This is a genomic window from Nannocystis punicea (assembly GCF_026965555.1).
Taxonomy (GTDB): Bacteria; Myxococcota_A; Polyangia; order Nannocystales; family Nannocystaceae; genus Nannocystis; species Nannocystis punicea.
Genome location: NZ_CP114040.1, coordinates 11,660,640 through 11,686,742 on the forward strand (window position 1 = coordinate 11,660,640; position 26,103 = coordinate 11,686,742).

Sequence of the window (26,103 nt, forward strand, 5' to 3'; positions counted from 1 at the left end):
AAGGGTGCGCCGGGCGACCTTTGAAGTCCAGGCGCGATGTCGTGCCCTCAACCGACGCGGTGCAGCTTCTCGTAGAGGCCCGGGAACACGCCCTGCGGATCGAGACGTCGTTTTGCCGCCGCGTAGTTGGCCTCGTCGTAGATCGAGAAGAAGCGCTCGCGGGTGTAGTGATTGCGCGAGATCAGCGTCTTCACGCCGTCGCATGCGTACGTCTGCTCCTCGAACACCTGCGACCAGTCGCGGTCCGGCTCGCCGTTGGGCATGCCGTAGATCGCACAGTCCACCAGCAAGGGATCGCCGATCTTGTCGACCATCGCCGGGCTGAGCCACGGATACCACCTCGGCAGACGGTAAGGGATCACCCAAAGCGGATAGAAGCGCGGCTCGCGGGCGTACCACCCGTAGAAGTCGAGGATCCGCCGGTGCGGCACGAACAGGTCGACGACGACGTCGGGCCGCCGCTTGAGCGCGCCGAGCAGCGGCGCGAGCCGGTTCGACCAGCGTATTAGGTTGGTCGAGCCCAGCACCTGCTTGCCGACCAAGGCGCGCACCAGCCGGTTCTCGAGCCCGGGGACCGTGCGCGTCAGCCAGTGACACTCGGTGTCGTAGCGGAAGAAGTAGTCGCGCGTCCGCAGGTAGTCGACCGCGCGCGCCCGCGTGCTCTTGTAGAAGATGTCGAGCCGGCGGTAGTCGCTGACGTACGGGGCCCGGGCCACGTACCGCCCCAGGCACAGCACCAGCTCCTCCGGCCCGTGGACGATGCCGTCGATGAACTCGTAGGCGTTCGCCTCGCAGTGGGCCCGCATCGCCGCGAAGTAGCTGCCGGGGTCGCGGTGCCGCTCGTAGGTCAGCTCGACGAACGGCTCGGCCGGCACCAGCTCGAACTCGAGGCGCGTCACGATCGCCAGCGTCCCGTACGAGCCGTGGACCATGTCGTAGAGCAGCGACTCGTGCTCGCGCGAGCAGGTGATGACCTCGCCCGCCCCGCTCACCAGCTCGAGCTCGCGGCAAGTGTCGTGGAAGCCGCCGACCCGGAACGAGCTCGACTCGACCGCGCACCCGGCCACCGCCCCGCCGATCGTGATGCCCTCGAGCTCCGGCACCACCGCGGGCACCAGTCCCATCGGCAATGTCGCATCGACCAGGTCCGCGAACGTCAGCCCGGGCTCGGCCACGCAGCGCCGCGCCTCGCGGTCGATGTGCAGCACCCTGCGCAGCCCCGACACGTCGATCGCCGGGCTGTGGAAGCGACGGTCGCCCGGCAGCGGCACCACGTGGTGCACCCCGCCCTTGTCGATGTGCACCCGCTCGCCCCGGCTCGTCCGCTCGCGGACCTCGGCGGCGATGGCATGGACGCGGGCCTCGTGCTCGGCGGCGATCATCCCCGGGAGTGTTTTGGTTCCGGCCCGCGCGAGCAACCCCGGGCCGGCGAATTACCGCCGCAGAACGACGTGAAGCAGCATCCCGTGCCACGAGCCCGACCATCGATTCGCCGGTCCGACCCAGACCCGAAGCCGGGCGCTTCTCCGGAAATTAACGCGAACAGCCCCGCGGCGCGAGGCGCCGGGGGCCGTCGGGAGCGGACAGGAGGGCCGCCGAGGAGTCGGGCCTGCGGCCCGGGACTCACTTCTGGACGCGGATCAGCTGACGATCGAGGGTCACGAACTTGTGGCCGCTGCAGCGGGTCGCGACCTCGATCGTGACGCTCGTGCCCGCGGGGCCGCGGAGGGCGGCCGCCCAGTCCTCGACGCTCACCGGGTACATGCCGTCGACCGACACGAGGTGCATGCCCTCGCGGAGGACGCCGTCGGCGGGCGCGCCGGGGAGGACATCGCGGACGACCACGAACTCGCCGCGCTGCTGGATCACCGCGCCGATGCCCGAGTAGGTGTAACCGCGTTCGGCGACCGTGCGCTGGGCCTTGCAGTTGGTGCCGGCGTAGCGCTGCAGCAGGGCGGCCGAGGTGGCCATCGAGCCGGCGAGGATGATCGAGCCGAGGATGATCTTCCGCGCTGTCCGCCAGCGGGAGATCGAAGTGGACAGGGTGGTGTCGGAGGAATTCTGCATGACCATCGCTCCTGTGCCTGACGCCTCGAGGTCGTGGATGCTCAGGCTTGTCGAGTGTTTCACAGCTTCGCGGGGGTTGCCAGCGGCGCAAATACCGGCCTTGTTGCGGCGCCATTCCCGGCCCCTGCTCGGGTTCGCCCGGGCGAACTGCCACCTTCTTTGCCAAGCGGCCGGCGTTCGGGCTATAGGCGTGGCCCCATGCCCCTCCTGAGGCTGTTCGTCCCTCTGACTCTGGTGTTCGCCCTCGCCTGCGACAAGTCTACGCCTGCGACCCCGGCGCTGACCCCCCCGCCCGCGGCGATCCCCTCGGGCGAGCCGCCGGCCCCTGAGCCTGCTCCTGCGGCCGCGGCGGCTCCTCAGGAGCCTGCCATCGCCCCGGCGACCCCGGAGCCGGCGCCCGCAGAGGTCGCAGCTGCCCCCAGCGGGCCGCGCAAGGTGCTCGTGCTCGGCGACAGCCTGGCCGCGACCGGCTTCGGCGCGATGTTGGAGAAGAAGCTCGACGAGCACCCCGACATCGAGTGCTTCCGCAAGGCCAAGAGCGCCACCGGCCTCGCCCGTCCCGACTTCTATGACTGGGAGTCCGAGGCCAAGAAGGCGGTCGACCAGCGCAAGCCCGACCTCGTGGTCATCATCATGGGCGGCAACGACGGCCAGGACCTCACCACCAAGACCGGCAAGGGCAAGCGCGTGGCCTGGAAGTCCGACGGCTGGAACGACGCCTACAAGGCGCGGGTCGCTGACTTTCTCGGTGAGATCTCCGCCGAGGGTCGCAAGGTCCTGTGGCTCGGTCTGCCGCGCACCGGCACCACCAGCTTCGAGCAGAAGCTGACCACCATCCGCGACGTGCAGAGCCAGGCGCTCGCCGACTTCGGCGACGCCGGGGTCTACCTCGACACCACCCCCTTCATCACCGACTCGGCCGGCGAGCTCATCGACTCCGCGACCATCGGCAAGCGCAAGGCTCAGGCCCTCCGCGAAGAGGACGGCATCCACTTCACCATGGCCGGCAGCGAGTTCTTCGCCGACAAGGTCTATCCCGAGGTCCTGCGCGTCCTCGGCGTCGACGACGCCACGACTGAGGCCAAGAAACCCCAGAAGTGACGCGGGAAGATCTCCCGTGCGCGTCGCCTCGCGCGCCGCGCACGAAGGCGATCTGCAATTCGATTACAGTTGCAATTTCGCCTCCAGCGCCCCGCGATCGCCGCCGTTCGGCCGCACGGCGCGACAATAGACGCGAAGTTCGCGGCCAGCGCCGGCGGTGGCGAGGCTCGCGCGGCGCACGTGCCCGCGGCGGACGGCCTCTGCTAGCTTGTCCGGTGCTCTAGCCGCATGACCCAGGCCTCTTCCGCACGCCCTCTCCGGCACGCCCCCGTTCGGCGGTGGTGGTCGTTCTGGGCGCTGCTGCTGGTGGTGTTGTGCGGCGGCCTGGCGACGCCGCTGGTGTCCGAGGCCGCGGCCGCGTCGAGCAAGAGCGGCAAGAAGAGCTCCAGCTCGAGCTCGAGCAAGAAGACCTCGAGCAGCAAGAAGAAGCCGAGCAAGAAGCCCGCGGCCCCCAAGCCCATCAAGCCGACGCAGCGCGACGTCGTCGGCCCGCAGGCGGTGCCCGACGGCGACTATGCCGAGGGCGAGACCGACACCGACGGCGAGGGCGACCTCGAGGATGAGAGCGGGGAGGCGGGCGATCCGGAGTCGGAGCTCGAGGCGATCGAGCGCGAGCTGCTGTCCCAGCCGGCCGGTCCGGAGCCGGAGATCGTGTACGCCGAGGGCCCGCCCCCGCCTCCGCCTGCGCCGGTCAAGCCGAGGTCGCTCAAGCACCTGCTGATCCCCGGCGAGACCCTCGACGACGTCGCCAAGCTGTATCAGGTCGAGGTCGGCGACCTCGCCAAGTGGAACGGGATCCGGGCCAGCGAGCCGATCCCGAAGAAGAAGAAGGACCTGCGGGTGATCACCACCCACACCCCCCCGCCGCGCGAGAAGCTCGAGCACGTCGTCAAGCGCGGCGACACCTGGGAGAAGATCGCCGGCGAGTTCGGGATCGACCTGGCCGAGCTGCGGCAGCAGAACCCGCGCCTCGGCGACAAGCTCGCGCCCAAGCCGAAGCAGAAGCTCAAGGTCGTCGGCTGGAAAGATCTCGACATCTCGCCCTCCGCCGCCCTCGGGACCAAGCTGGCGCAGATCCGCGTGCGCGCCGGCGGCCTCAGCATCGGCAAGCCCAACCGCGGCAAGCTGGTCCGCGGCGTCGAGCTGCCCGACCGTCCCGACCTCTACGTCAAGCGCAAGCCCGACGAGGCGTACGGCTCGACCCACACGATCATGCAGACGCTGGCGGCGATCACCCGCTTCCGTCACGAGAGCAGCTTCAAGGGTCAGGTCGTGATCGGCGGCATGAGCCGGGCCCGCGGCGGCCGGTTCCGGCCGCACAAGTCGCACCAGAGCGGCCGCGACGTCGACATCCGCCTGCCGCTGCTGCGCTCGGCCGAGGGCAAGAAGCACACGACCTCGGCCGACGTCGACTGGAAGGCGACCTGGCAATTGATGCGCGCCTTCCTCGACACCGGCGAGGTCGAGTACATCTTCCTCGAGTACTCCCTGCAGAAGCGGATCTACAAGGTCGCCCGCGAGTCGGGCGTGTCGCGCGAGCAGCTCGACGCGTGGCTCGAGTGGCCGGTGAAGATCAAGAGCCGCAGCAACAAGCGCGTCCTCATCCGCCACGTCGAGGGCCACCGCACGCACATGCACGTCCGCATCCGCTGCGGCGCGAACGAGAAGCACTGCTACTCCTCGCGCTGACGCCGGGCCTCTCGCGACTTCGTGAGCGCCCGACCGCGAGCCGCGCGACCTCGCAGGCCGCGCGAGCGCCCACGCTCGACCCGCGAGTCCCCGCACCTCCCTTCGCTCTCATGTCCCTCGCCACTCTGTGTCAGCGCTGCGCGCTGTGTTGCGACGGCAACCTGTTCGCCACAGTCCCGCTGCACGCCGGCGAGGTCGACGCGGTGCGGCGGCGCGGCCTCGTCGTCCTCGAGCGCGACGCGGGCGCGGCCCTGGCTCAGCCGTGCGCGGCCCTGCAGGCGCAGCGGTGCACGATCTACGACGACCGGCCCGGGCCCTGTCGCAGCTACGAGTGCATGCTGTACGCCGCGCTCGCGGCCGACGAGGTCGGGCTGGACGACGCGCTGGCGGTGGTCGCCGAGGCGCGGACGCGGCTGGGCGCGGTCGCGGCGGCGCTGCCCGGCGACGGGCCGCCGCTCGCGCGGGCGCGGGTCGCGGCGCGCGAGGGTCACCTGTCCCCGGAGACACACGCGCTCGTGGTCCGCGCGGGCGAGTTCCTCGAGCGACGTTTCCGCGGTCACACGCGCCGCTGAGGTTCGCGACGGGTCGCGCGAGAGTGCGCAAACCCACAGCGTGGCTCGTTGGCGGCGCTGATATGCTCCTGCGCCATGGACAGCGGCAAGCCCAAGCTGTGGAACTTCTCGGCCGGTCCGGCCATTCTCCCGCCGGTGGTGCTCGAGCGCGCGGCCGAGGCCGTGCACGAGCTGCGTCAGGACGGGCACGCCAGGGACGCCGCGGGCGTCGGCATGTCGATCCTCGAGATCTCGCACCGCAGCGCCCCGTACGAGGCGATCACGTTCGGCGCCGAGAAGTTGGTCCACGAGGTCCTCGGCGTCCCCGAGACGCACCAGGTGCTGTTCCTGCAGGGCGGCGCGAGCCTGCAGTTCGTGATGGTGCCGATGAACCTGCGCGAGGCCGACAAGTTCGCCGCGTACGTCGACACCGGCGTGTGGTCGGGCCGGGCGATCGCCGAGAGCGAGGGCCTCGGGGCCACGCACGTGCTCGCCAGCTCCAAGGCCACCAACTACGATCGGATCCCCGAGTTCCCGGCGGCCGACAGCTACGCCGGCGCCAGCTACCTCCACATCACCACCAACAACACGATCTACGGCACCGAGTACCCCGAGGTCCCCGAGGCTCAGGGCGGCGTGCCGCTGGTGATCGACTTCTCGAGCCACGCCGGCGCGCGGCCGATGGCGCTCGAGCGGGCCGCGCTCGGCTACGCCGGCGCGCAGAAGAACCTCGGCCCGTCGGGCGTCACGCTGGTCTACGTGCGCAAGGACCTGCTGGCCAAGAAGCCCGCGGCGCACGTCCCGGTGTACCTGCGCTACGCGACGCACGCGAAGGAGCCGAGCCTCTACAACACGCCCAACACCTTCGGCGTGCTGGTGCTGAAGCTCGTGCTCGAGTGGATGCGCGACGAGGGCGGCCTCGCGGCGATCGGCGCCCGCAACGAGCGCAAGGCCCAGCGGCTGTACGACGTGCTCGACAACAGCAAGGTGTTCCAGCCGCACGCCCAGCCGGGCAGCCGCTCGCTCATGAACGTGACGTGGACCTGCGGGCGCGCGCCCGAGGCCCAGCGCGAGGCGCTCGCCAAGAAGTTCCTCGCCGAGGCGCAGGCGCTCGGGTTCGACGGACTCAAGGGTCACCGCTCCGTCGGCGGCTTCCGCGCCTCGATCTACAACGCCTTCCCCGAGGCCGGCGTCGCCGCCCTGTGCGAGTTCATCGCCGAGTTCGAACGCCGCCTGTAGGCCGGGCCTCGCTCACGACCGTCGCCGCATGTCCGAAACCATGAAGGCCCCGGGCTGGGCCGCGATCGACGCCGCCTGCCAGCGGCTCTACGCGCGCCAGGTCCCGCACCAGTACACCAGCAAGACCGCCTACGAGCTCGAGTCGTCGAGCCCGTTGCCGGCGATCACAGTGTGGGAGGGCCAGCGCCCGGCCCACTGGCACTACGTCACCTACGGCCTCACCGAGCTGTTCGAAAAGACATCTCACGACCCGAACGTGTCCGGCTTCGGCTTCGAGCTGACGATGCGGGTGCCGCGGGGCGAGGGCGAGGAGCAGCCGCCCGCGTGGCCGCTGCGCACCCTGCAGAGCCTCGGCCGCTACGTCCTCGGCAGCCGCAAGGGCTTCGACACCGGCCACCGCGCCGACCTCGGCGGCCCGATCGCCACCGGCACCCCCACCGAGCTCACCGCCCTCGTGTGCGTCCCCGACCCCCTGCTCGGCAAGATCACCGGCCCCTACGGCTCGCTCCTGTTCCTGCAGGTCATCGGCGTCACCGCCGACGAGCTGGCGGCGATGGAGCGCCTCGACCACGAGGGCGTGGTCCACATGATGGGCGAGATCGACTTCCATGGCCTCACGGACCTGTCCCGAGGGTCATGGCTCAAGAACCCGCAGAAGGCCCCGGTGGTCCGCCGCTACCAGCTCGGCATCCTGCGGGATTGAGGCGACGCCGTCCGGGCCGGCGCGCGCCCACCCAGCCGGCCGCCCGCGTGACCGCGGCGGCCGGCGCCGAGCGGCGTTCGCAGAGAGCCGCCCGACCACCGCGCACGCGCGCCGGCGCGAGCGCCGACGGCCGGCCAACGGGCCCCAGGTTTCAAGCCTGTCACGAAGGCCATGTCCTCAAGGACATGGCCTTCATGCCATGTCCTTGGAGACATCCATTTGGACGGGGCCGCCGCGGGGCCGTCAGGTCGGTTCGGGCGGATGGACGCAGCGGGTGAACTCGCTGCAGCTCTCGGCGGCGCCGATGCACCGGCGCATCTGCGGCCGGTTCCAGTCGGTCAACGCGAACTCGCACAGGCGCCGGCACGTCCGCATGTAGCGCTCGAGCGCCTTGCCCTCCGGCGGGGCCATGCCCTTGGCCTCGGACTCGCACTGGAGCTCGCGGTCGCACGCCTGCCGGCACAGGGTGACCTCGTCGTCGGCCGGCTTCGGCACGCTGACCGGCGTGGTGTTCGCCGGGCCCGGGCCGATCGTGTCCGGCTGCGGGGTCGGGGTCGGCCGCGGGAAGTCGGCCGCCGCGACGCAGGTACCGTCTGTCTTTCGGGACATGCCCACAGGGCAAGGTTCCATCGCGCAGGTCTGGCCGTCCCACCGGCTGCCGGCCGGGCAGGCCGTCTGCTGGGCCGTCGCGGCCCCGGGCAGCACGCTCAGCTCGATGCGGATCAGCGCCCCGCAGCCCTCCGGCGGCTTCGCGTCGGCCGTGGTCGACGCGTCGCAGCTGGCGGGCTGACCGTCGGCCGACAGCGTCTCGCGCTCGGCCGTCGAGCCCGCGCCCGCGCCGACCTGGTTGAAGCCGGCGCCGACCTTGATCTCCCCCGCCCCGCCGGCGAAGAAGTGGAACGCCCCGACCTGCACGCCGGTGATGATGTGCGTGGCCGCGTCGCAGTCGCCGCTGAGCAAGTCGCGCCCCGGCAGGCCCTCCGGCGCCTCGAGCATGCCGACCAGCGCGATCTCGACGTCGAGCTCGCCCGCGCGGGCCAGCTTGCCCTCGAGCCGCGCCGCCCCGAGCGGCAGCTGGGCGTAGAGCTCGTCGGCGCTGCGGATCTTCACGCGATCGTTCTTGCGCGTGAGCCCGAGGTACGAGTACTCGCCCTGGACGTCGCACTGACGCAGGACGGCGATCTCGCAGCCGTCGACGCGCACCGCCACGAGCCCGCGGCGCAGGCGAGCCTCGAGCGAGGCCCGCTCGGCCGCCGCCCACTCGACCACCAGCGGATGCGACGCGGCGCCACCGACCACGCACTTGCCCTGCCCGGGGATCTCGAGCTCCGGCGGCTTCGCCAACCGCTCGGCAGGGCTGCGACAGGAGCCGAGCGCCAACACGACCGCGAACAGACCACCGACGCGAATCACCGCGCCAGCCTATCAGACTCGACGTCCACGAGCCCGAGCGGCGCAGCGACGCCGCGTGACCTTGCGCCGCGTCGTCCATCGCCGCCAGCCACCGTCACGGCCGCGCGGCCACGATCTGCGCCTGCAACTGCGCCCACACCTCCGGGCCGAACAACCGCGACAGCCACGCGTCCGCCTGCATGCGCTCGAGCATGAGGTACGGCGTCTCGCTGGTCGTCAGCATCACGTCGATCCACTGCCTCGCGGCCGCGCGATCCTCCATCACCGCCGCGAGGTCGAGCTGCTCGCTCAACAAACGCTCGTGCAGCTGCTCGCGCGCCGGGAACGGCCGGCTCTCCACCACGCGAGCGTACGCCGCGCCGAAGGCCTCCCGTGCGGCCGACAGCCGACCAGCCCGCAACCGCGCTGCCCCGCGCGCATAGTCGATCGTCACCAGCCGCTGCAGCTCCAGCGGATCGGCCGGTGCGGCGCGCGGATCGGTGGCCGCGAGGTCGTGGAGGACGACCTCGGCGTCCTCGGGACGCAGCCACAGCGAGACCGACGGATCGATCACGAGGTCGATGAACCGCGAGCCGAACGAGGCGCGAGCCGCCAACCACGCCGCCTCGTCGCCGCGCCGCAATCGCTGGTGCAGCGCGTTGTACACCGGGTCGCCCTCCGGGGTCGCCGCGAGGAGCGAGCGGATCTCCGCCGCCGCCGCATCGATCTCGCCGAGCCCGAGCAGCGCGTCGATCTGCCACACTTGCTGCGCGCTGCCCGGGGTGATCGTGGACGACGCCTGCACCACGGAGGCCAGCTCGCCCTCGGCCAGCAGCCACGCCGGCGTGTCCGCGGCCGAGTCCGCCGATTCGGCGGTGACGCCGGTGAGGCGGATCGATCGCACCCACACGTGCCCGACGAAGCCCGGATCGACGACGTCGGAGAGCACGCGCAGGGACAGCGGGCCGGGCGCGGGCGTCCGCGTCGAGTCGCTCCACGCGCTCACGAACCGATGGCGCTGCTCGCCTGCATCGATCTCGCAGATCGTGGTCGCCAGCCCCGGGAACATGGACATGCGCGCGCGGACCTTCGCCCCGTCCTGCACGACCACCCACGGATCCTGGCTCGCGTCGTGGCCGACGGCCACGCGCGTCACGGGCCGGTCGGTCTGGCCGAACCCGCCGATCGTCGCGAGCAACCACGGCGGCTGGTCACGCTCGGCGAGCACCACCGTCAGCGTGTTGCCCCACTCCATACGATCGACCTCGAGCTCGACCTCGAGCGACACCGGCCCGCCGCTCCACACCACCGGCAGCTCGGCCAGCACCGGCGACCGCGAGGCCCACACCGACAGCGCCTGCCTGGCCGGCGAGCGGCGCACCGCCACCGGATCGACGATCTGCCAGCGCGGGTCGAGCGGCCGCCCGAACTCGAGCGCGAGCTCGGGGCGCGGCGCGCTGGCCGAGGTCAGCGCCGCCAGCTCGGCCTCGACCTCCCCGCGCTCGCTCGCCTCGACCGCCGCCAGCCGCTGGCGCGTCAACGCCTCGGCCGCCGCGAACTCGCCGAGCCGCCGCCGCGCCGCCGCGGCCCCGGCCAGCGCCCGCGACGCGAGGTCGGGCCGGCCCGCCGCCGCCACGTAGCGCTCGGCCGCCAGGGCGTCCTCGCCGATCGCGGCGTACAGCTCGCCTGTCCTGTAGAGCATGTCTTTTTCGACATTACCCGAAATACCTGCGATATCGGACAGCTCGTCGGCGGTGCGACGGGGCAGGCCGATCGCCGCCAGCTGCTCGGCTTGGGTCCAGGCCTGGGCGATCGCCGGGTCGGCGATGCCCGGCGGGATCGGCCGCGGCTCGCGGTCGGTCGCCGGCAACGGCGGCAACGTCGAGGACCCGGCGCCGAGCACGAACAGGCGCGGGCTCGCCTCGTCGGTCGCGGCCAGGAGCTCGGCGCGGCCGTCGCGGTCGAGGTCCTCGAGCAACAGCGGCGTCAAGCCGCCGATCCGCTGCGGCCGGAGCGGCTGGTCGGGGCGCCGGCGCAGCAGCATGGTCTCGTGCGCGTCGACATCGATCACCGCCTCGTCCTGGCCGTCGCCGTCGAGGTCGCCGGTGAGCACGCGATTGAACCGCTGCCGCGCGCCGCTCCCGGACTTCGCGGGCACGTGGTCGAGGATCTCGAGCGAGCCCGAGCGCAGGCCGACCACGTAGATCCCCGCCGGTTCGCCGAGCGGCTTGTCGGCCGGGAAGCGGCCCGGCGCGATCTGGCCGTCGACCTTGGAGAACACCAGCAGATCGCCGCCCGCCGCCCGCATCGTCCGCACCGCCTGGTACGAGCCGAACGCGCGCCGCGCCACCAGGTCGAGCTCACCGGCGGCCGTCGGCTTGAACACGCGCAGGTCGTAGGCCTTCCACGGCCCGACCGCGGCCACGAGCTCCGGCCGCCCGTCGCCGTCGAGGTCGGCAGTGAGCACCGCCGAGACGTCCGAGCCGGCAGCGTCGGTCGGGGCGTGCGCCGAGCGTCGCGTCCACACGCCGCCCGCGTCTCGCTCGATGCGCCAGAACCGGCGCGCGTACGCCTCGGTGCCGAGGTACACCTCGCGCCGCCCGTCGCCGTCGAAGTCGAGCGTGTTCGCGTGCATCTGCACGCTGTCGGGCCAGACGTCGAGGACGCGCGGCAGGTCGCCGGCGACGTCGAGCATGCGCACCTCGGCGCTGCTCGGGTCCTGCGTCGGATAGCTGGCGAACAGCAGCGACTCGCCGTCGGCCGCCTCGACGCGCCGCGCCTCGCCGACCTCGATCGTACGGATCGGCGTCAGCGCGACGTCGGCGCGGAAGAGCCGCGCGGTGGGGCCCGAGCGCCACGACAGCACCTCCCGCGCGCCGTCGCCGTCGAGGTCGAGCGCCGCCAGCGTGCGCGGCAAGGCCAACGGCTCGGGCCCGAGGTGGTCCGGCGCGATCTCTGTCACATGGGACAGGTCCTCGAGGACATGTCCCCAATCATCCTCGCCGCCGCCCGCCGACACCGCCGCGGCCGCAGGGAGATCGCGGCGCGACAGCGCGGCCGCCAGTCGGACCGCGCGCAGCTCCGGTCGGGCCGCCTCCTGCGGCGCGACCCGCTCCAGCACCGCCAGCGCCGCGGCGGCCTCCGGCACCCTGCGCAGCGCGCTCAGCCCGTCGATGAGGCCGAGCAGGGCCGCCCGGGCGTCGGCCTCGGTGCGCGCGGTGATGTAAGCGCTGCCGTAGGCGTCGACCGCCTCGGCGTGGTCGGTCTGCGCCGCCCCCCACTCGAGGTAGGCGCGGGCGACCACCGCCAGCCCGCGGTTCTCGGGCAGCGCGACGAACGTGCGCAGCGATCGGCGCGCCTCGGTCGCGTCACCGCGGGCGCGCAGCTCCGCGATCTGCCCGCGCAGGGCCTCGAGTCGCCGTTGCCCGCGGCGCTCGCCGGCGTAGCGGCTCGCGGCGCCGTAGCCGAGGATCGCCGCGGTCACCAGCGCGACGGTGCCGACGATCGCCGCGACGAAGTGCAGCGCCCGGCGCCGTCGCTGCTGCCGCTCGGCCGCCGGGTCGCGCGCCAGCAGGTCGACCAGCTCGGCGAGCGCGGGGTAGCGCCCCTCCGGCTGCTTCGCCAGGCCGCGGCACACTGCGGCGTGCAACCACGCCGGCACCTCCGCGCGCGGCGGCGCGGCCGGCAAGCTCCGGCGCTCGACGTCGGCCGTCAGCGCCGCCACCGTCGCGCCGTCGAACGGTCGCTGGCCGTAGAGCGCCTCGTACAGCGCGACACAGAACGCGTACTGATCGCTGCTCGCGGTCGCCGACCCGCCGTGCAGCAGCTCCGGCGCCATGTACACCGGCGTGCCGATCAGCGCGCCCTCGCGGGCCAGCGTCGCCGTCGTCCCGGACGCCATGCTCGTCGACTCGCCGCTCCCGCCGCTCACCACGCCGCGGCGCGCCGCCAGACCGAAGTCGGCCACGCGCACGCGCCCGTCGTCACCCACCAGCACGTTGCCCGGCTTGAAGTCGCGGTGCACCAGCCCCTCGCGGTGGGCCGCCACCAGGCCCGCGCCGGCCTGGCGGAACACCGCGACCACCTCGCGCCACGATCGCGGCTCCTCGGCCAGCCAGCGCTGCAGGTCGACGCCGGCGACGTACTCCATCGCCACGAACACCGCGCCCTCGACCGTCCCGACCTCGTGGACCGCGACCACGTTCGGGTGGGCCAGCCGGGCCAGCGCCTGGGCCTCGCGCATCAACATCGATCGCCCGCTCGAGGTGTCCTGGGTCCGCGCCGCGTGCAACAGCTTGATCGCCACCTTGCGATCGAGCTCCTCGTCGTACGCCGCGAACACCACGCCCACCGCCCCACGGCCCAGCTCGCGGAAGATCAGGAAGCGACCGATCCGCCCGGCCTCTCGCACCGCTCGCAGCACAGGCAGCTCGTCGGCGACGAACAGCAGCCCGTCGCTCTCCTCGATCCCGCCGGCCCTCAGCGACGCGCTCGCCACCGCCGCCGCACTGTTCGCCGCGGCGCGTCGCCTCTCCGCCCCCGAGCTCTCCCCGAACTTCTCCGCCAAGCTGCCCGACGCGCGCGTCTCGAGCCGCTGTCCGCCGAATGACACCACCCCGGCGCTCGCCTGCGCGAGCCCATCAGGGACCTGCGACCTCTCCTCGGGGAACAGCGACGCGGTCGCAGCCCGCATCTCCTCGATCGCGGCCCGGCTCGACAAGCCCGACAACCGCTCATGACTCTCATCCATCGCCGCCGGCACGGTAGCACGCGCACGACCAGCTCCGCCCCGGCGCCCCGCCCGCGCTCGTCCCCTCCGCGCGTGAGCGTGCCGGCTGTCCTTCGGGTCAGGAGCTCGTCCGTGTCACTCTCGCCGGCCCTGCGAGCCGTGAGCGCCAGCGACCCCGCTCCACCGCGCTCACACGCCGCCTGAGTTGTCTACACCCGGGTCGAGCTCGACGTGTTCCCCGCTTCGGAGGACCGGCCTGCCTCTACTCCCTCGAGAACATCGTTAATCTGGCTCTTCAGTCAGCCAGCCCGCAAAAATGGCCGACCCGCTGTCAGAAACCCAATCACTCGCCCGCGCCCTGCCGGGCGACCGCTCACTTCAGCCGCCGGCCTCTCCAGCGATCCCTTCGAGGCCTGCTCGAACCAGCGCGGCAGGCCATCCCGCCGCGCCGGCATCCTCGCTCACACCGCGCTCAGATCCCGCACGACCACTTGGCGAGCGGCTCGGCGCCGTCGCCCTTGAGCTTGAAGATCCGGTCGCCGCCGCCGCCGTCGGTGAGGACCGCGTTGACCCACACTTCTTGCGAGCGGTCGCCGTCGAGGTCGATGAACGCGCGGACCGTGTAGGTCTCGGTGTCGTTGCGCGACTCGAGCAGCGGGAACCACTTGCCGGGGGCGTTGCCGCGCTGCATCAGCACGCCGCTGTACGACAGCTTCTCGCTGTCCTTGGGGTTGACCACGTAGACCGAGAACAGCTTGTCGACCTGGCCGTCGCCGTCGAGGTCGAACGTCACCGATTGATTGATCTGCAGCTCGGCGTCGGGCTTGATGAGCTCGGACAGCGCCTTCTTCTCGTCCTCGCTGGCGACGCGGCCCTTCTCGCTGTACGTCTCGGGGTCGGCGCGGTTGATCAGCTTGCCCATCGACTTGGGGAACACCGCGTAGTCGAACGTCTCGCCGGAGTCGACCGAGGGGATGCCGATGCTGGTCGGCTTGTCCTCGCCCGGCTGGCACATCGCGCTCTTCGGCGCGCCGGCCTTGTCGAGCTTCTCGACGCTGTTCGAGCGCAGGTACACGTCGTCGCCGGCCTTGACCAGGGCGAGGCAGTCCTTGCCGCCTTCGAGCTTCTTCTTGGCGCTGTCGTAGCAGCCGATCGGGATGAGCGCGCCGTCGACGGTGAAGAACACCGTGCTGGCCTCGGGCGGCACCGGCCCGCTGAGGTCGAGCGCCGTCACGGCCTTGTCGAGGCTGGTCGCGTCGTTGCGCTTGGTGTCGATGACCTCGGTCTTGGCGTCGGCCTTGGCGTCCTTGGCGTCGGCCTTGGCGCCCTTGGCGGGGTCGCTGGCGCCGCCGCAGGCGGCGAGGACGAGGGCGAGCGTGAGGGGGTAGACGGCCTGGCGTGCGATCATGGCGGGCGCACGATAGCAACAGGACTGTCCACCGCCAAGCCGCTGGCCTACCCTCCGGCGCGCATGTCCCGGCCGCACAACCCCGAACTCGTCATCGTCATCGGCGACAAGCGCAAGTCGTCGTGGAGCCTCCGACCGTGGCTCGCCCTGCGGGCCACGGGTTACCCCTTTCGCGAGCGCAAGATCCTCCTCGATCGCGACACCACGCGCGCCGAGCTCGAGGCCGCCTCGCCGACCGTCAGGGTGCCCGTGCTCCTCGACGGCGAGCTCGCGATCTGGGAGTCCCTGGCGATCTGCGAGACGCTCGCGGAGTGGTTCCCCGCCGCCGGGCTCTGGCCCGCGGACCCGGGCGTTCGCGCGCAGGCGCGCAGCGCGGCGACCGAGATGCACGGCGGCTTCGCCAACCTGCGGCGCGAGCTCCCGAGGGACCTGACGCTGCGCACGCGGGCCACGCCGTCGCCCGAGACGCAGCTCGAGATCGACCGGATCTGCGCGCTGTGGCGCGATTGTCGGGCCCGCTTCGGGGCCGGCGGCGACATGCTCTTTGGGACATGGTCGATCGTCGACTGCATGTACGCCCCGGTCGCGACCCGCTTCCGCAGCTACGGCGTCCCACTCGACCCCGTCTGCGCCGCCTACGTCGACGCGGTCCTCGCCACTCGGGATATGCGCGCGTGGACCGAGGAGGCCCAGCGCGAGGCCGCCGAGAGTCCTTGAGCTCCGACGGCCGCACGCCGCCCGCGACGGGCCGGCGCGCGCGGCTCAGCAAGCTCGACCGTGACGCCGCTCCTTGCACGCAGTGGCGACCGGGACCAAGACATGGCGCCGCACTGCGAGAGAGGTGCCATGCTCGACAAGCTCCGAGACCTGCGTCGCCACCTCGGCGACCGTTCCGATTGGCCTGATGAAGTCAACGTGCATCCGCTCGAGCGCGCCGCCTCGCTGGCCGGCGCCGTCGGCTGCTTCGCGCTGGCGGCCGTGCGCCGCACCTGGGGCAGCATCCCCGTGCTGGCCGTCGGCGGCGCGCTGCTGCACCGGGCGCTCACCGGTCACAGCCCGCTCTACGCCCGCCTGAAGGTCAGCACCGCCCACGGCGTGCGCGGCCCGAGTGCCAGCGTGCCCCACGGCCAGGGCGTCAAGCTGCTGCACACCATCACGGTGCGCCAGCCGCCCGAGCGCGTCTACCGGTTCTGGCGCGAGCTCGACAACCTGCCGCGCTTCATGCGTCACATCGAGTCGGTCACCGTGCTCGACGAACGCCGCTCGCGCTGGCGCGTCCGCGGGCCCGCCGACATCTCGGTGTCGTGGGACGCCGAGATCATCAACGACGTCCCGGGCGAGCTGATCGCCTGGCGCTCGCTCGAGGGCGCCGAGCTGCCGAACGCCGGCTCGGTCCGGTTCGAGCGCGGCGTCGGCGGCCACACCACCCGCATCACCGTCAACCTCGAGTACCACCCGCCGGTCGGCGTGATCGGCAACCTCATCGCCACGGTGCTCGGGGCCAACCCGCAGAAGCAGATCGAGTCCGACCTGCAGCGCTTCAAGGAGCTGCTCGAGACCAACGTGCCGCACGCCGACGCGCCCCAGCGCGGCCGCCTGCGCGACGTCAAGGACCTCGAGACCGCCCGCCAGGTGCTCCAGCTCGACGACCTCACCAAGAACTGATCGCCGACTGCTCCGACGCGCGGTCCCGTGCGCCGACGAGCGCATGGCCACCCGCGTCGAGTTCCATGGGCCCGTCGGGGCGCGAACGGTCACCCCCCGCGGCGCCCCGTCTCGCTTGTCCCGAGCCAGGCGGCGTGAAACCGTGGAGAGGATGATCGACCTCCTCCGCGCCGCTCACTGTACGGGCGTCACGGTCGTGCTGCTCACGGCCTGCGGTCCCACGCCCGCCGAACCATCCGACACCAGCGACACCGGCGACGAGGGGACCACGAGCACGGGTGACGCGATCACTACGACCACCGCGCCCGAGCCGACGACCGACGCGCCCGACACCACCGTCGCGCCGACGAGCACCGGTCCCGACGACCCGCCCACCGATTGTCTCGCGGGCGACGTCCTGATCGACGAGCACAACACCGAGGAGGCGATCGCCGCGCTGGCGGGCGTCGAGTGCATCACCGGCCTCCTGTCGCTCCTCAACGTCGACCGCCCCGACCTCGAGGGCCTCGAATCGCTGCGGCAGGTCGGGGGCGACCTCAACATCAGCCAGAGCACGTTCGTCTCGCTCGCCGGCCTCGAGAACCTCGAGCGCGTCGGTCACCTCGGCATCGTCCTCGACCCCTCTCTCTCGGACATCAGCGCGCTGGCCAACCTGCAGGAGATCACCGGCGGCGGCCTGAACCTGGACGCCGCCCCGGTCACCGGCTTGCCGTTTCACAACCTCACCCACGTCGCCGGGGCGGTCACCATCAGCAAGACCGCCCTCACGTCGCTCGCGGGCCTCGACGCCCTCGGGTCGATCGGCGGCCACTTCGCGGTCACGTTCAACGACGGGCTCACCAGCCTCGCGGGGCTCGAGAGCCTGACCTCCATCGGCCAGTTCGCGCTCGTCCGCCACAACCCGAAGCTGCTCGCTCTCTCGGGCCTCGCCGCCCTCACCGACATCGGCGAGAACCTCGAGATCGACGACAACGACGCGCTTCAGACCCTCGGCGACCTGCCGCTGTCCGCGATCGGCGGCGACCTGCGGATCACCGGCAACGACGCGCTCCAGACGATCGGCGCGCTGGCGCTGGGCACCGTCGGCGGCACCCTGGAGCTCGCCGACGACGACGCGCTGGCCGACCTCGCCGGGTTCGAGGCGCTCACGACCATCGGCGCACGGCTCGAGATCCGCGGCAACGACGGCCTGCTCACGGCCGCGGGCTTTCCGGCGCTCGAGTCGGTCGGCCTCCTCGCGGTCGAGCTCAACGGGGCCCTGACCGAGCTGGCCGGGTTCGACGCGCTGGTCGCCGTCGACACCCTGCAGATCTTGAACAACCACGCGCTGACGAAGGTCGCCGGCTTCGGCGCGTACACGTCGTCGAGCGCCGGCAGCGTCGAGATCGCCGACAACGACTCGCTGGCCACCCTGGCGGGCTTCGCCGCGCTGCAGCAGCTCCGGCGCTTCGACCTGGTGGGGAATCCTGCGCTCGCCTCGCTCGTCGGGCTCGGACAGCTCGACACGGTCGACGAGCAGCTCACTCTCTCGGGGCTCGCGATCACCGACCTCTCGGACCTCTCGTCGCTGCGGAGCGCCTCCCTCGAGATCAAGCACAACCTCGCGCTAGCGAGCCTCACCGGGCTCGAGGGCCTGGAGGCCGCGAAGTTCGTGAGCGTCGACCTCAACCCCGCGCTCACCTCGGTCGCCGCCATCCAGCTCGGCGCCGGCGGCTCGCTGGCGACCACGGAGTCGCTCAGCATCGTCGCCAACGGCGCGCTCACGACCTGCGACGCGGTGGCCTTGCCCGGGGCGATGACGGTGACGCCGAGCAGCCTCTGCATCTTCGCCAACAAGCCCGACGCCTGCGAGGACCTCGAGCAGGGCTGCATCATCGAGACGCCCTGACGTCAGGGCTTAATGGACATGCCCCATGGAGCATGTCCCTTGCGCCATCTCAATATTCGCGGCGGGCCCCGATCGCGCCGCCGATCCACCCGGGGATCAGGCAGGCGAACGGGCTCGCGAGCACGAGCCACGCCGGGTGCGGGATGACCCACAGGTTCATCGCGCTGGCGACCAGGAGCACGGCGCCGACGATCACGCCGAAGCGCTGCGGGCGGCGCCCGCCGGCCACCATGGCGGCCATTGCACCGCCGCAGAACGAGCCCGCGGCCCAGGCGATCGGCACGAACGCGAGGGCGAGGAACGGCGCGTTGTCGATGTAATCGCGGATGGCCTTCGGGTCATCCAATCTAAGATTCGCGGGGGGCGGATAAATGGAGTGGCCGATCAGCTCGACGGCCATGATCGCGAACATCGCGACCGCGACCCCGAGGACCACTGCGAACAAGTTGCGCATGGCCGGGAAGGTACTCCCCGGCGCCGGGTGCGGCAACCGAAGTCAGGCGGCGGCGGGGCCGGACATGCGCCCGAACACTCAGGCCGCGACTTCTTTGCCGTGGCACTTGCGGTACAGCTTGCCGGATCCGCAGGGGCACGGGTCGTTCTTGCCGACCTTCGGCAGCTTCTTCTCGGTCGCCGGCGGCGCCTCCGCTTCGGCCGGGGCCGCCGCCGGCTGCCCCGCACCGGGCGAGCCGCCGGGCTGAGCGACTCGCTCACGCACTGCGCGGGACGCCTCCTGGAGCTTGGACAGCTCGGCCCGGACCTGGGCCATCTGCCGCTGCGCCGAGGAGACCTTGTCCTGAGCCTGACGAGTGGCGCGGGTGACCGCCGTCTCGTACTCGGCGCCCTCCTCGGCCTGCCGCTTCTGGTCGGCGGTGAGCTTCATCGACATCACCTTGCCGAGCACGGTGTTCTCGATGCCCTCCCACATGTCCTTGAAGAGGTTGAAGCCGCGGATCTTGTACTCGTTCTTGGGGTTGCGGGTGGCGTAGCCGACGAGGCCGATGCCGGTGCGCAGGTGCTCGATGTTCTTGAGGTGGGCGATCCACTGCTCGTCGATCTCGCCGAGGTAGAACTGGCGGACGTAGAACAGGAACGTGTAGAGGTCGAACTCTTTCTCGGGGCGGGTGAGCAGCGCCTCGACCGAGCGCCACACGCGGTCGACCAGCTTGTCGACGCTGTCCTCGACCTGGCTGAGGTCGGTCTTGACCTTGAAGCGCTCGAGCAGGGCCTTCTCGAGGCCGGGCAGGTCCCACTCGTCGGGGTGGACGTCTTCGGGGCACAGCTCGAGCACCGTCTGCTCGACCAGCTTGAAGGCGAGGTCGTGGACGCGCTCGCGCTGCTGGATGAGCGAGCGGGCGACCACGTCGATCATGCGCGCGAGGATCTTGTCGCGGTCGTGCTTCACTTCCTCGAGGTTCACCATGGCGCCGTAGTGGCGGTAGATCTCGTGGATCAGCTTCTCGGGGGCGATGCCGCCGGGCGGCAGCGCGCCCGGCACGATCGGCTGGCCCTGGGCCTCGAACAGCGCCGCGGTGTGGTTGTTCAGGATCTGGGTGATGCGGGTGCGGACCGTCTCGGACAGCGAGGCGATCGTGTGCGGGCCCGACTTCTCGGGCGGCGGCGGCAGGCTCTTGGCCTGCTCCTTGCGCGCCTGCTCGTCGAGGATCTCCGGCTGGTAGCGGCCCTCGAGGATCTGCTTGCGCAGGGCGTAGATCGCCTTGCGCTGGTCGTTCATGACGTTGTCGTACTCGAACAGGTTCTTGCGGGTGTCGAAGTGCATCGCCTCGACGCGCGACTGGGCGTTGGCGATCGCCCGGTTGACCAGCGGCGCCTCGATCGGCACGTCCTCCTCCATGCCGAGGCGCTCCATCAGGCCGGTGATCCGGTCGGCGCCGAAGATCCGCATGAGGTCGTCCTCGAGGCTGAGGAAGAACCGCGAGCGGCCCGGGTCGCCCTGGCGGCCCGAGCGGCCGCGCAGCTGGTTGTCGATGCGGCGGCTCTCGTGGCGCTCGGTGCCGATGACGTAGAGGCCGCCGGCCGCGAGGACCTCCTTCTTCTCCTCGTCGCACTGGGCCTTGATCTGCTTGTAGAGCGACTCGTACTTCTCCGGCTCCTTGTCCGGGTCGAAGCGGGCGCGGGCCATCATCTCCGGGTTGCCGCCGAGGAGGATGTCGGTGCCGCGGCCGGCCATGTTGGTGGCGACGGTGACCGCGAACTTCCGGCCGGCCTGGGCGATGATGTACGCCTCGCGCTCGTGGTTCTTGGCGTTGAGGACCTCGTGCGGGATGCCGGCGCGCTCGAGCATCGCGTGGAGGACCTGCGACTTCTCGACGCTGGCGGTGCCGAGGAGGATCGGCTGGCCGCGCTTGTTGGCCTCGATGATCTCGTTGACGACCGCGCGGAACTTGCCGCGCTCGTTCTTGAAGACGAGGTCGTCCTCGTCCTTGCGCTGGATGGTGCGGTTGGGCGGGATGACGATGACGTCGAGGTTGTAGATCTTGTGGAACTCTTCGGCCTCGGTGTCGGCGGTGCCGGTCATGCCCGCCAACTTGTCGTACATGCGGAAGTAGTTCTGGTACGTGATCGTCGCCAGAGTCTGGCTCTCGGGCTGGATCTCCACGCCCTCCTTGGCCTCGACCGCCTGGTGCAGGCCGTCGCTCCACCGCCGGCCCTCCATCTTGCGGCCGCGGAACTCGTCGATGATGACGACCTGGCCCTTCTCGACGATGTAGTTGACGTCCTTCTTGTAGAGGACGTGGGCCCGCAGCGCCTGGAACACGTGGTGCAGCAGCTCGTTGTTCTCGGGCGAGTAGAGGTTCCTGCAGCCGAGCAGCCGCTCGATGCGGTCGACGCCGGCGTCGGTCAGCTGCACGCTGTGGGCCTTCTCGTCGACGGTGTAGTCGAGGTCGCGGCGCAGCGACGGGACGACCTTGTTGACGGTGATGTACGTCTCCGGCGGCTTGTCGCTCTCGCCGGAGATGATGAGCGGCGTGCGGGCCTCGTCGATCAGGATCGAGTCGACCTCGTCGACGATCGCGTAGTACAGGTCGCGCTGCACGTACTTCTCGATCGTCTCCTTCATGTTGTCGCGGAGATAATCGAAGCCGAACTCGTTGTTCGTGCCGTAGGTGATGTCCGCGCGGTAGTTCTTCTGCCGCTCGGTGTGATACATCCCGTTGACGATCACGCCGGTCGACATGCCGAGGAAGCCGTAGATCTGGCCCATCCACTCGGCGTCGCGGCTGGCGAGGTAGTCGTTGACGGTGATGAGGTGGGCGCCGCGGCCGACCAGCGCGTTGAGGTACAGCGCCGAGGTCGCGGTCAGCGTCTTGCCCTCGCCCGTCCGCATCTCGGTGATCCGGCCCTGGTGGAGGCCGATGCCGCCGATCATCTGCACGTCGTAGTGGCGCATGCCGAGCGTGCGCACCGAGGCCTCGCGCACCGCCGCGAACGCCTCGGGGATGAGGTCGTCGAGCGGCTTGCCGTTGGCGATCTGCTGCTTGAAATCGGCCGTGAGCGCCTTCAGCTCGGCGTCGCTGCGGGCCTGCATCTTGGGCTCCAGGCCGGCGATCGCGCTCACGAGCGGCTGCAGCTTCTTCATCTGCCGCTCGTGCTTGGTGCCGAAGATCTTCTTGATGAGTCCGTTGAACATGGCGGGCCGTGCGCGGGGCAAAGGGTACGGGCGAGGCGCGCCCGTGTCCACGCGCCATGATCGCAGAAGAAAGGCGATAACTGACACGCCCGCTGGTACTGTCGCCGCCGTGAAGGCCGCTCTCGTGCGTCCGCCCTCGTCTGGCCCCAGCGGCCGCGTCGTCGTCGTGGCCCCCTCCGGCCCCGTCCCGGAGGCGAGGCTCGTCGAGGGCCTCGCCGCCCTGCGCGACCTGCAGATCGGTGAGATCTCGCTCGCGGCCAATCTGGGCACCAAGACCGGCTATTTCGCCGGCGAGGACGCCGTGCGCCTGACCGCGCTGCAGGCGGCGCTCGACGACCCCGAGGTGACGGCGATCGTGTGCGCGCGCGGCGGCTACGGCCTGACCCGCCTGCTCCCCCACCTGCGCGCGGAGCGGTTCCAGGCCGCTCCGAAGCTGCTGGTCGGCTTCTCCGACGCGACGGCGCTGCTGTGCTGGGCCCTCGGCGCCGGGGTGTGCAGCCTGCACGGACCGGTGGTGACGCAGCTGTCCGCGCTGCCGCCGGCCGACGGCCTGCGCCTGGCGGCGCTGATGCGCGGCGAGCTCCCCGCCGCGCTGACCGGTGACGAGGCCGTCGGCGAGGCCCCCGTGGCCGGTCCGCTCGTGCCGGCCAACCTCGAGGTGCTGCGCTCGCTGGTCGGCACGCCCTGGTTGCCCGACCTGGCCGGGACGATCGTCGCGCTCGAGGAGATCGGCGAGCGGCCCTACCGCATCGACCGCGCGCTCACGCAGCTGATCACCAGCGGCGCCTTCGCAGGCGTGCGCGGGTTCGCGATCGGTCAGCTGTACGCCTGCGAGGAGCCCCCCGCCGGCAACCCCGACAGCCCGGGCCCGCGAGCGGTCGTGCGCGAGTGCCTGCGAGGGCTCGGCGTGCCGCTGGTGTTCGGCTTGCCCTTCGGACATCTCCCGCACGAGAACGCCGCCCTGCCCTGCGGCTCACGCGTCGAGCTCGACCCGCGAGCCGCGACGCTGTCGCTGCTCGAGCCGGTCGCCGTCCGCCCCGGCTGAGGCCGGCAGGGCGTGCGCCGCGAAATTTTCAATAGAACGGCGCACGGGCCCCGTGAGCCCGCGGTGCGCTTCGCCGGCCAGGACGACTCCACAGTCATCGAGAGCACCGTCATCGCTGACCTCACGGACATGTTTTTTAAGAGACATCGAGACGCCGCTGCGGACGCGACGAGAATCCGCTGCGAGCGCTCTGGCGCGACTTCCTCGAGATCGGGCTGAACCTCGCGAGTGAAAATCGAGAGCGTCGGCTGTTCCTGACTCCATGGACATGCCCTAAAAGACATGCCATCGTGACGCGGCGCGGGGGCTGGTGGTCGGCGTGACGAGTGCCGCGCCCACGTCAGCGCCCGAGCAGGTGGTCGAGCGCGGCCTGGGCCTCGGCGCGCGTGGCCGCGGCGGCGAGGGGGATCTCGAGCTCGCCGGTCGTCAGCGGCTCGAGCAGCGTCGGCGCCATCAACACCTCGTCGTCCTGAATCACCGCGAGCCGCTTGCCGCGCTCCTCGGTCGTGAGCGCGGCGAAGCGCTGGCTGTCCTCGGGCGACAGTCGCACGCGGATCCGCGGCCGGTCGTCGGGGCCGTCGATCAGGTCGGCGGCCGCCAGCTTGCGCAGCGAAAGGCCGTCGGCGCGCACGCAGTGCATGCGCCAGTAGGTCCGGCCCTCGCCGTCGTGCAGGCGCTCGTAGCCGAACGCCTGGCCGGCCGGCGGGGCCAGCTCGGGGTGCGTGCGGATGTAGTCCTCGAGGACATGTTTCTCGGGACCTGTCGCGAAGTTCTCTTGCACCGCGGGCCCGCCGGCGGCCCCCGCGACCTCGCCCGACTCGACCTCGAGGCCCGACTGCGGATCGGCACGAATGGCCTCGGCGACCCGCGCCAGCGCACCCTTCGAGTCGTCGACCGGCGTCAGCACGAGCGGCCGCTTCAGCTCGACCTCGGCCTTCGCTGGACCGCTGCAGCCGCTCGTGACGGCAGCAGGCGCGAGCGCGAGCGCGAGGACGAGCAGCGATCGGAGCATGCCCGCAAGATAGCGGGTCCCGGCCGGGCCGAGGCGGCGCAGGCCTGCAGGCGTGCTCTCTGGACGGCTGAAGCGAGCGAGCGCCGCGGCGGCGCGCGAAACGCCAGACCGGCACGAACTGCCGGGTGACTGCCGGCCTGCGGGCGAATCAGCGCCCATCCACGTCCACGAGACCGCGCCTGACGCGCGTCTCCGCTGGATTGCCCGCATGGCGCCGCGTCCTGCTCGCGGCTGCGCTCGCCGACAGGAGCTCTCGGCCGTCTCCTCGAAGGTCGCCAGGCGCGGGGTTCTCGGCCTCCGGCCTCCTGCTCGCGGCGACGCTCGCCGACAGGGACTCTCGACCACATCCTCGGAAGTCGCCACGGGGCTCGCGGCCTCCGGCGCCCTGCCGCGACTCGACGACTTCAAAACCTTCTCACGTGAACCCGAACGCCCCCGGCGTCCCGCGGCTGCTCGACGACCTCGACCTTTCGCGCGCCCCGAACCGCTCCAAAGCTGCGACCACGAGCGAGCCCAGGTGTCGCGGCATCGCCACGCGAAAATTGTTTGCGACATCCGCCGGGCGCCAGGGTCCCCCGATCGAAGCGGAGCAAGCGGCCCGGTCGCGAGCTCCGCGCGCCACCGTGAACGGACCTCCAGCATTTTTTGAAAAAGGATCGTCGATGCGACCGTCGCGCTCACTCCTCGCGCTCCCTGTTCTCCTCGGCCTCGCGTGCGGCGGCAACGTCGTCGGTACCGATCGCACCACGCTCGCCGTGATGCACGTGCCCGCGAGCGCCGGCGTCGCGGTCTCCGACGTCGAGCTCAAGATCGTCGAGATCCGCCGCGACGACGGGACGACGCACAAGAGCCTGAGCCTCGAGTTCGAGGCCGCGGGCGAGGCTTTGACAGCGTACCGGCCGGGCTTCAAGTACAGCTGCGTGGTCGGCGACGTGGTCCTCACCGAGGGCTTCGTCGCGTACGGCAACACGCCCGTCGACGGCAAGCTCCGGCCGGACATCGGGCTGTTCGAGCTCGACGACTATCTGCGCTCGACGGGGAGCGACGAGCCCTCCGCCTGCGAGTTCGACCTGCGGCTCGAGCAAAACGGACCGCCGGGGCCGCCGCAAGCGAGGAAGCAACAGCCGCTCGGGAAGCTGTGCTACCGCAAGGTCGACGGCCGACGAGAGCTCGCCGAGGGCGCCTGCCCTGGCGACGTCGTGCCGCGCGCGCCGAGGGCCGACAAGACGCTGACGGCGAAGATCGTGAGCGCGCGACCGACACGGGACACTGCGCCCGGAGCGAGCAGCCCGATCTTCGGCGCCCTGCTGACGCTCCACCGGCCGCTGCCCGACAGGAGCTCGTCGGTCACGATCGCGGCGACCTGCGACGGCGCCGCGGGCCAGGAGATCCTCGGCTCGGGTCACTTCGACGATGTGGAGCCCGGCGAGTCGATCTGGCACACCGGAGCCCTGTCCCCGAACGGCACGCCCAGGGGCGAGGCGAAGCAGTGCGAGCTGACGATTCGCGCAAAAGAGGGCGAGACGAGCACGGAGGTCGCCCGTCAGTGCTACCGCGACGGGACGCTCACGGACGGCGCGTGCGAGTGAGCTCTTGCTGAGCTCACTCTCGGCTTCGCCGCATCGATGAGGCGAAGCACGGACTTCGAAAGCCGCCCGCGGTACCGCGCGACGACTTCGACTCGCCATGCGCCGACGCTTCCTCTACTTCGGGGCCGGAGGTCCGCGAGCGTCGACTTCGACCCGCCGCGCCGACGCTTCCTCTAACTCGGAGCCGGAGGCCCGCGAGCGTCGACTTCGATCCGCCGCGCGGCAGCGCTTCCTCTACTTCGACGCCTCGGTTCCGCGAGCTTCGATCATCCGCGGCGAGGCGACCTCGACTGCGCGCGGTGAGCACAGCGAGCAATCGCTCCTGTCCCCGTGCCCGGCGCTCCACGAACGCACCGCCGGGCCGCACGAACGG

At 71.4% G+C, this 26,103-nt stretch carries 18 protein-coding genes; 10 read left to right on the forward strand and 8 right to left on the reverse strand.

Features of this window, described 5'->3' with window-relative positions; translation table 11 throughout:
• Window positions 1–47: 47 nt before the first annotated feature.
• Together O0S08_RS44750 and O0S08_RS44755 are read right to left on the reverse strand one after the other, a co-directional pair.
• Window positions 48–1,382, reverse strand: a complete 1,335-nt coding sequence (locus O0S08_RS44750; protein WP_269035637.1) for an FAD-binding oxidoreductase — start codon at window positions 1,380–1,382, stop codon at window positions 48–50.
• 241 nt (window positions 1,383–1,623) lie between these two features.
• Entirely contained in the window at window positions 1,624–2,067 is a 444-nt protein-coding gene (locus O0S08_RS44755; RefSeq protein WP_269035638.1) for a PDZ domain-containing protein, read from the reverse strand.
• Between the two features lie 198 nt (window positions 2,068–2,265).
• Here O0S08_RS44755 and O0S08_RS44760 point away from each other — a divergent pair, with 198 nt between their 5' ends.
• The 5 genes from O0S08_RS44760 to O0S08_RS44780 all read left to right on the forward strand — a co-directional run bounded on the left by O0S08_RS44760 (window position 2,266) and on the right by O0S08_RS44780 (window position 7,350).
• Window positions 2,266–3,168 carry an SGNH/GDSL hydrolase family protein gene (locus tag O0S08_RS44760; RefSeq protein WP_269035639.1) on the forward strand — a complete coding sequence of 301 codons (903 nt, stop codon included), beginning with the start codon at window positions 2,266–2,268 and terminating at the stop codon, window positions 3,166–3,168.
• Between the two features lie 228 nt (window positions 3,169–3,396).
• Complete coding sequence (locus O0S08_RS44765) at window positions 3,397–4,857, forward strand: penicillin-insensitive murein endopeptidase (RefSeq protein ID WP_269035640.1); 1,461 nt, start codon at window positions 3,397–3,399, stop codon at window positions 4,855–4,857.
• Between the two features lie 110 nt (window positions 4,858–4,967).
• A complete protein-coding gene (locus O0S08_RS44770; RefSeq protein ID WP_269035641.1) occupies window positions 4,968–5,429 on the forward strand; it encodes a YkgJ family cysteine cluster protein in 462 nt (153 codons plus the stop codon).
• A 75-nt stretch (window positions 5,430–5,504) separates the two neighbouring features.
• Window positions 5,505–6,647, forward strand: coding sequence for a 3-phosphoserine/phosphohydroxythreonine transaminase (gene serC / locus O0S08_RS44775; RefSeq protein WP_269035642.1), 1,143 nt, complete (start codon window positions 5,505–5,507; stop codon window positions 6,645–6,647).
• A gap of 28 nt (window positions 6,648–6,675) precedes the next feature.
• Entirely contained in the window at window positions 6,676–7,350 is a 675-nt protein-coding gene (locus O0S08_RS44780) for a suppressor of fused domain protein (protein ID WP_269035643.1), read from the forward strand.
• Between the two features lie 243 nt (window positions 7,351–7,593).
• On the opposite strand, the gene O0S08_RS44785 is transcribed toward O0S08_RS44780, so the two are convergent.
• From O0S08_RS44785 to O0S08_RS44795, 3 genes are all read right to left on the reverse strand, one after another.
• Window positions 7,594–8,763, reverse strand: a complete 1,170-nt coding sequence (locus O0S08_RS44785) for a hypothetical protein (protein WP_269035644.1) — start codon at window positions 8,761–8,763, stop codon at window positions 7,594–7,596.
• Between the two features lie 94 nt (window positions 8,764–8,857).
• Window positions 8,858–13,240 (reverse strand): serine/threonine-protein kinase, encoded by a 4,383-nt coding sequence (locus O0S08_RS44790; RefSeq protein WP_269035645.1) that lies wholly within the window; start codon window positions 13,238–13,240, stop codon window positions 8,858–8,860.
• Window positions 13,241–13,943: 703 nt separating this feature from the next.
• The gene (locus O0S08_RS44795; protein WP_269035646.1) at window positions 13,944–14,879 is read right to left on the reverse strand and encodes a hypothetical protein; all 936 of its coding nucleotides are present in this window, start codon (window positions 14,877–14,879) and stop codon (window positions 13,944–13,946) included.
• A 63-nt stretch (window positions 14,880–14,942) separates the two neighbouring features.
• On the opposite strand from O0S08_RS44795, the gene O0S08_RS44800 reads away from it, so the two are divergent.
• The 3 genes from O0S08_RS44800 (at window position 14,943) to O0S08_RS44810 (ending at window position 18,432) form a co-directional block, all read left to right on the forward strand.
• A complete protein-coding gene (locus tag O0S08_RS44800; protein WP_269035647.1) occupies window positions 14,943–15,596 on the forward strand; it encodes a glutathione S-transferase family protein in 654 nt (217 codons plus the stop codon).
• 129 nt (window positions 15,597–15,725) lie between these two features.
• Complete coding sequence (locus O0S08_RS44805) at window positions 15,726–16,544, forward strand: SRPBCC family protein (protein ID WP_269035648.1); 819 nt, start codon at window positions 15,726–15,728, stop codon at window positions 16,542–16,544.
• A gap of 151 nt (window positions 16,545–16,695) precedes the next feature.
• Window positions 16,696–18,432, forward strand: coding sequence for a receptor L domain-containing protein (locus tag O0S08_RS44810; protein WP_269035649.1), 1,737 nt, complete (start codon window positions 16,696–16,698; stop codon window positions 18,430–18,432).
• 49 nt (window positions 18,433–18,481) lie between these two features.
• Here the strand turns inward: O0S08_RS44810 and O0S08_RS44815 are convergent, their stop codons facing one another.
• Window positions 18,482–18,886 carry a hypothetical protein gene (locus tag O0S08_RS44815; protein ID WP_269035650.1) on the reverse strand — a complete coding sequence of 135 codons (405 nt, stop codon included), beginning with the start codon at window positions 18,884–18,886 and terminating at the stop codon, window positions 18,482–18,484.
• 78 nt (window positions 18,887–18,964) lie between these two features.
• Window positions 18,965–22,084, reverse strand: coding sequence for a preprotein translocase subunit SecA (gene secA, locus O0S08_RS44820; protein ID WP_269035651.1), 3,120 nt, complete (start codon window positions 22,082–22,084; stop codon window positions 18,965–18,967).
• Window positions 22,085–22,193: 109 nt separating this feature from the next.
• Between secA and O0S08_RS44825 the strand changes: the two genes are divergently transcribed.
• Entirely contained in the window at window positions 22,194–23,129 is a 936-nt protein-coding gene (locus tag O0S08_RS44825; protein WP_269035652.1) for a S66 peptidase family protein, read from the forward strand.
• 340 nt (window positions 23,130–23,469) lie between these two features.
• Here O0S08_RS44825 and O0S08_RS44830 read toward each other — a convergent pair whose 3' ends face one another.
• Window positions 23,470–24,141: a SecDF P1 head subdomain-containing protein gene (locus tag O0S08_RS44830; protein ID WP_269035653.1), complete on the reverse strand. Its 672-nt coding sequence runs from the start codon at window positions 24,139–24,141 to the stop codon at window positions 23,470–23,472.
• Window positions 24,142–24,803: 662 nt separating this feature from the next.
• Here O0S08_RS44830 and O0S08_RS44835 point away from each other — a divergent pair.
• Window positions 24,804–25,730: a hypothetical protein gene (locus O0S08_RS44835; protein ID WP_269035654.1), complete on the forward strand. Its 927-nt coding sequence runs from the start codon at window positions 24,804–24,806 to the stop codon at window positions 25,728–25,730.
• The last annotated feature ends 373 nt before the right edge of the window (window positions 25,731–26,103 follow it).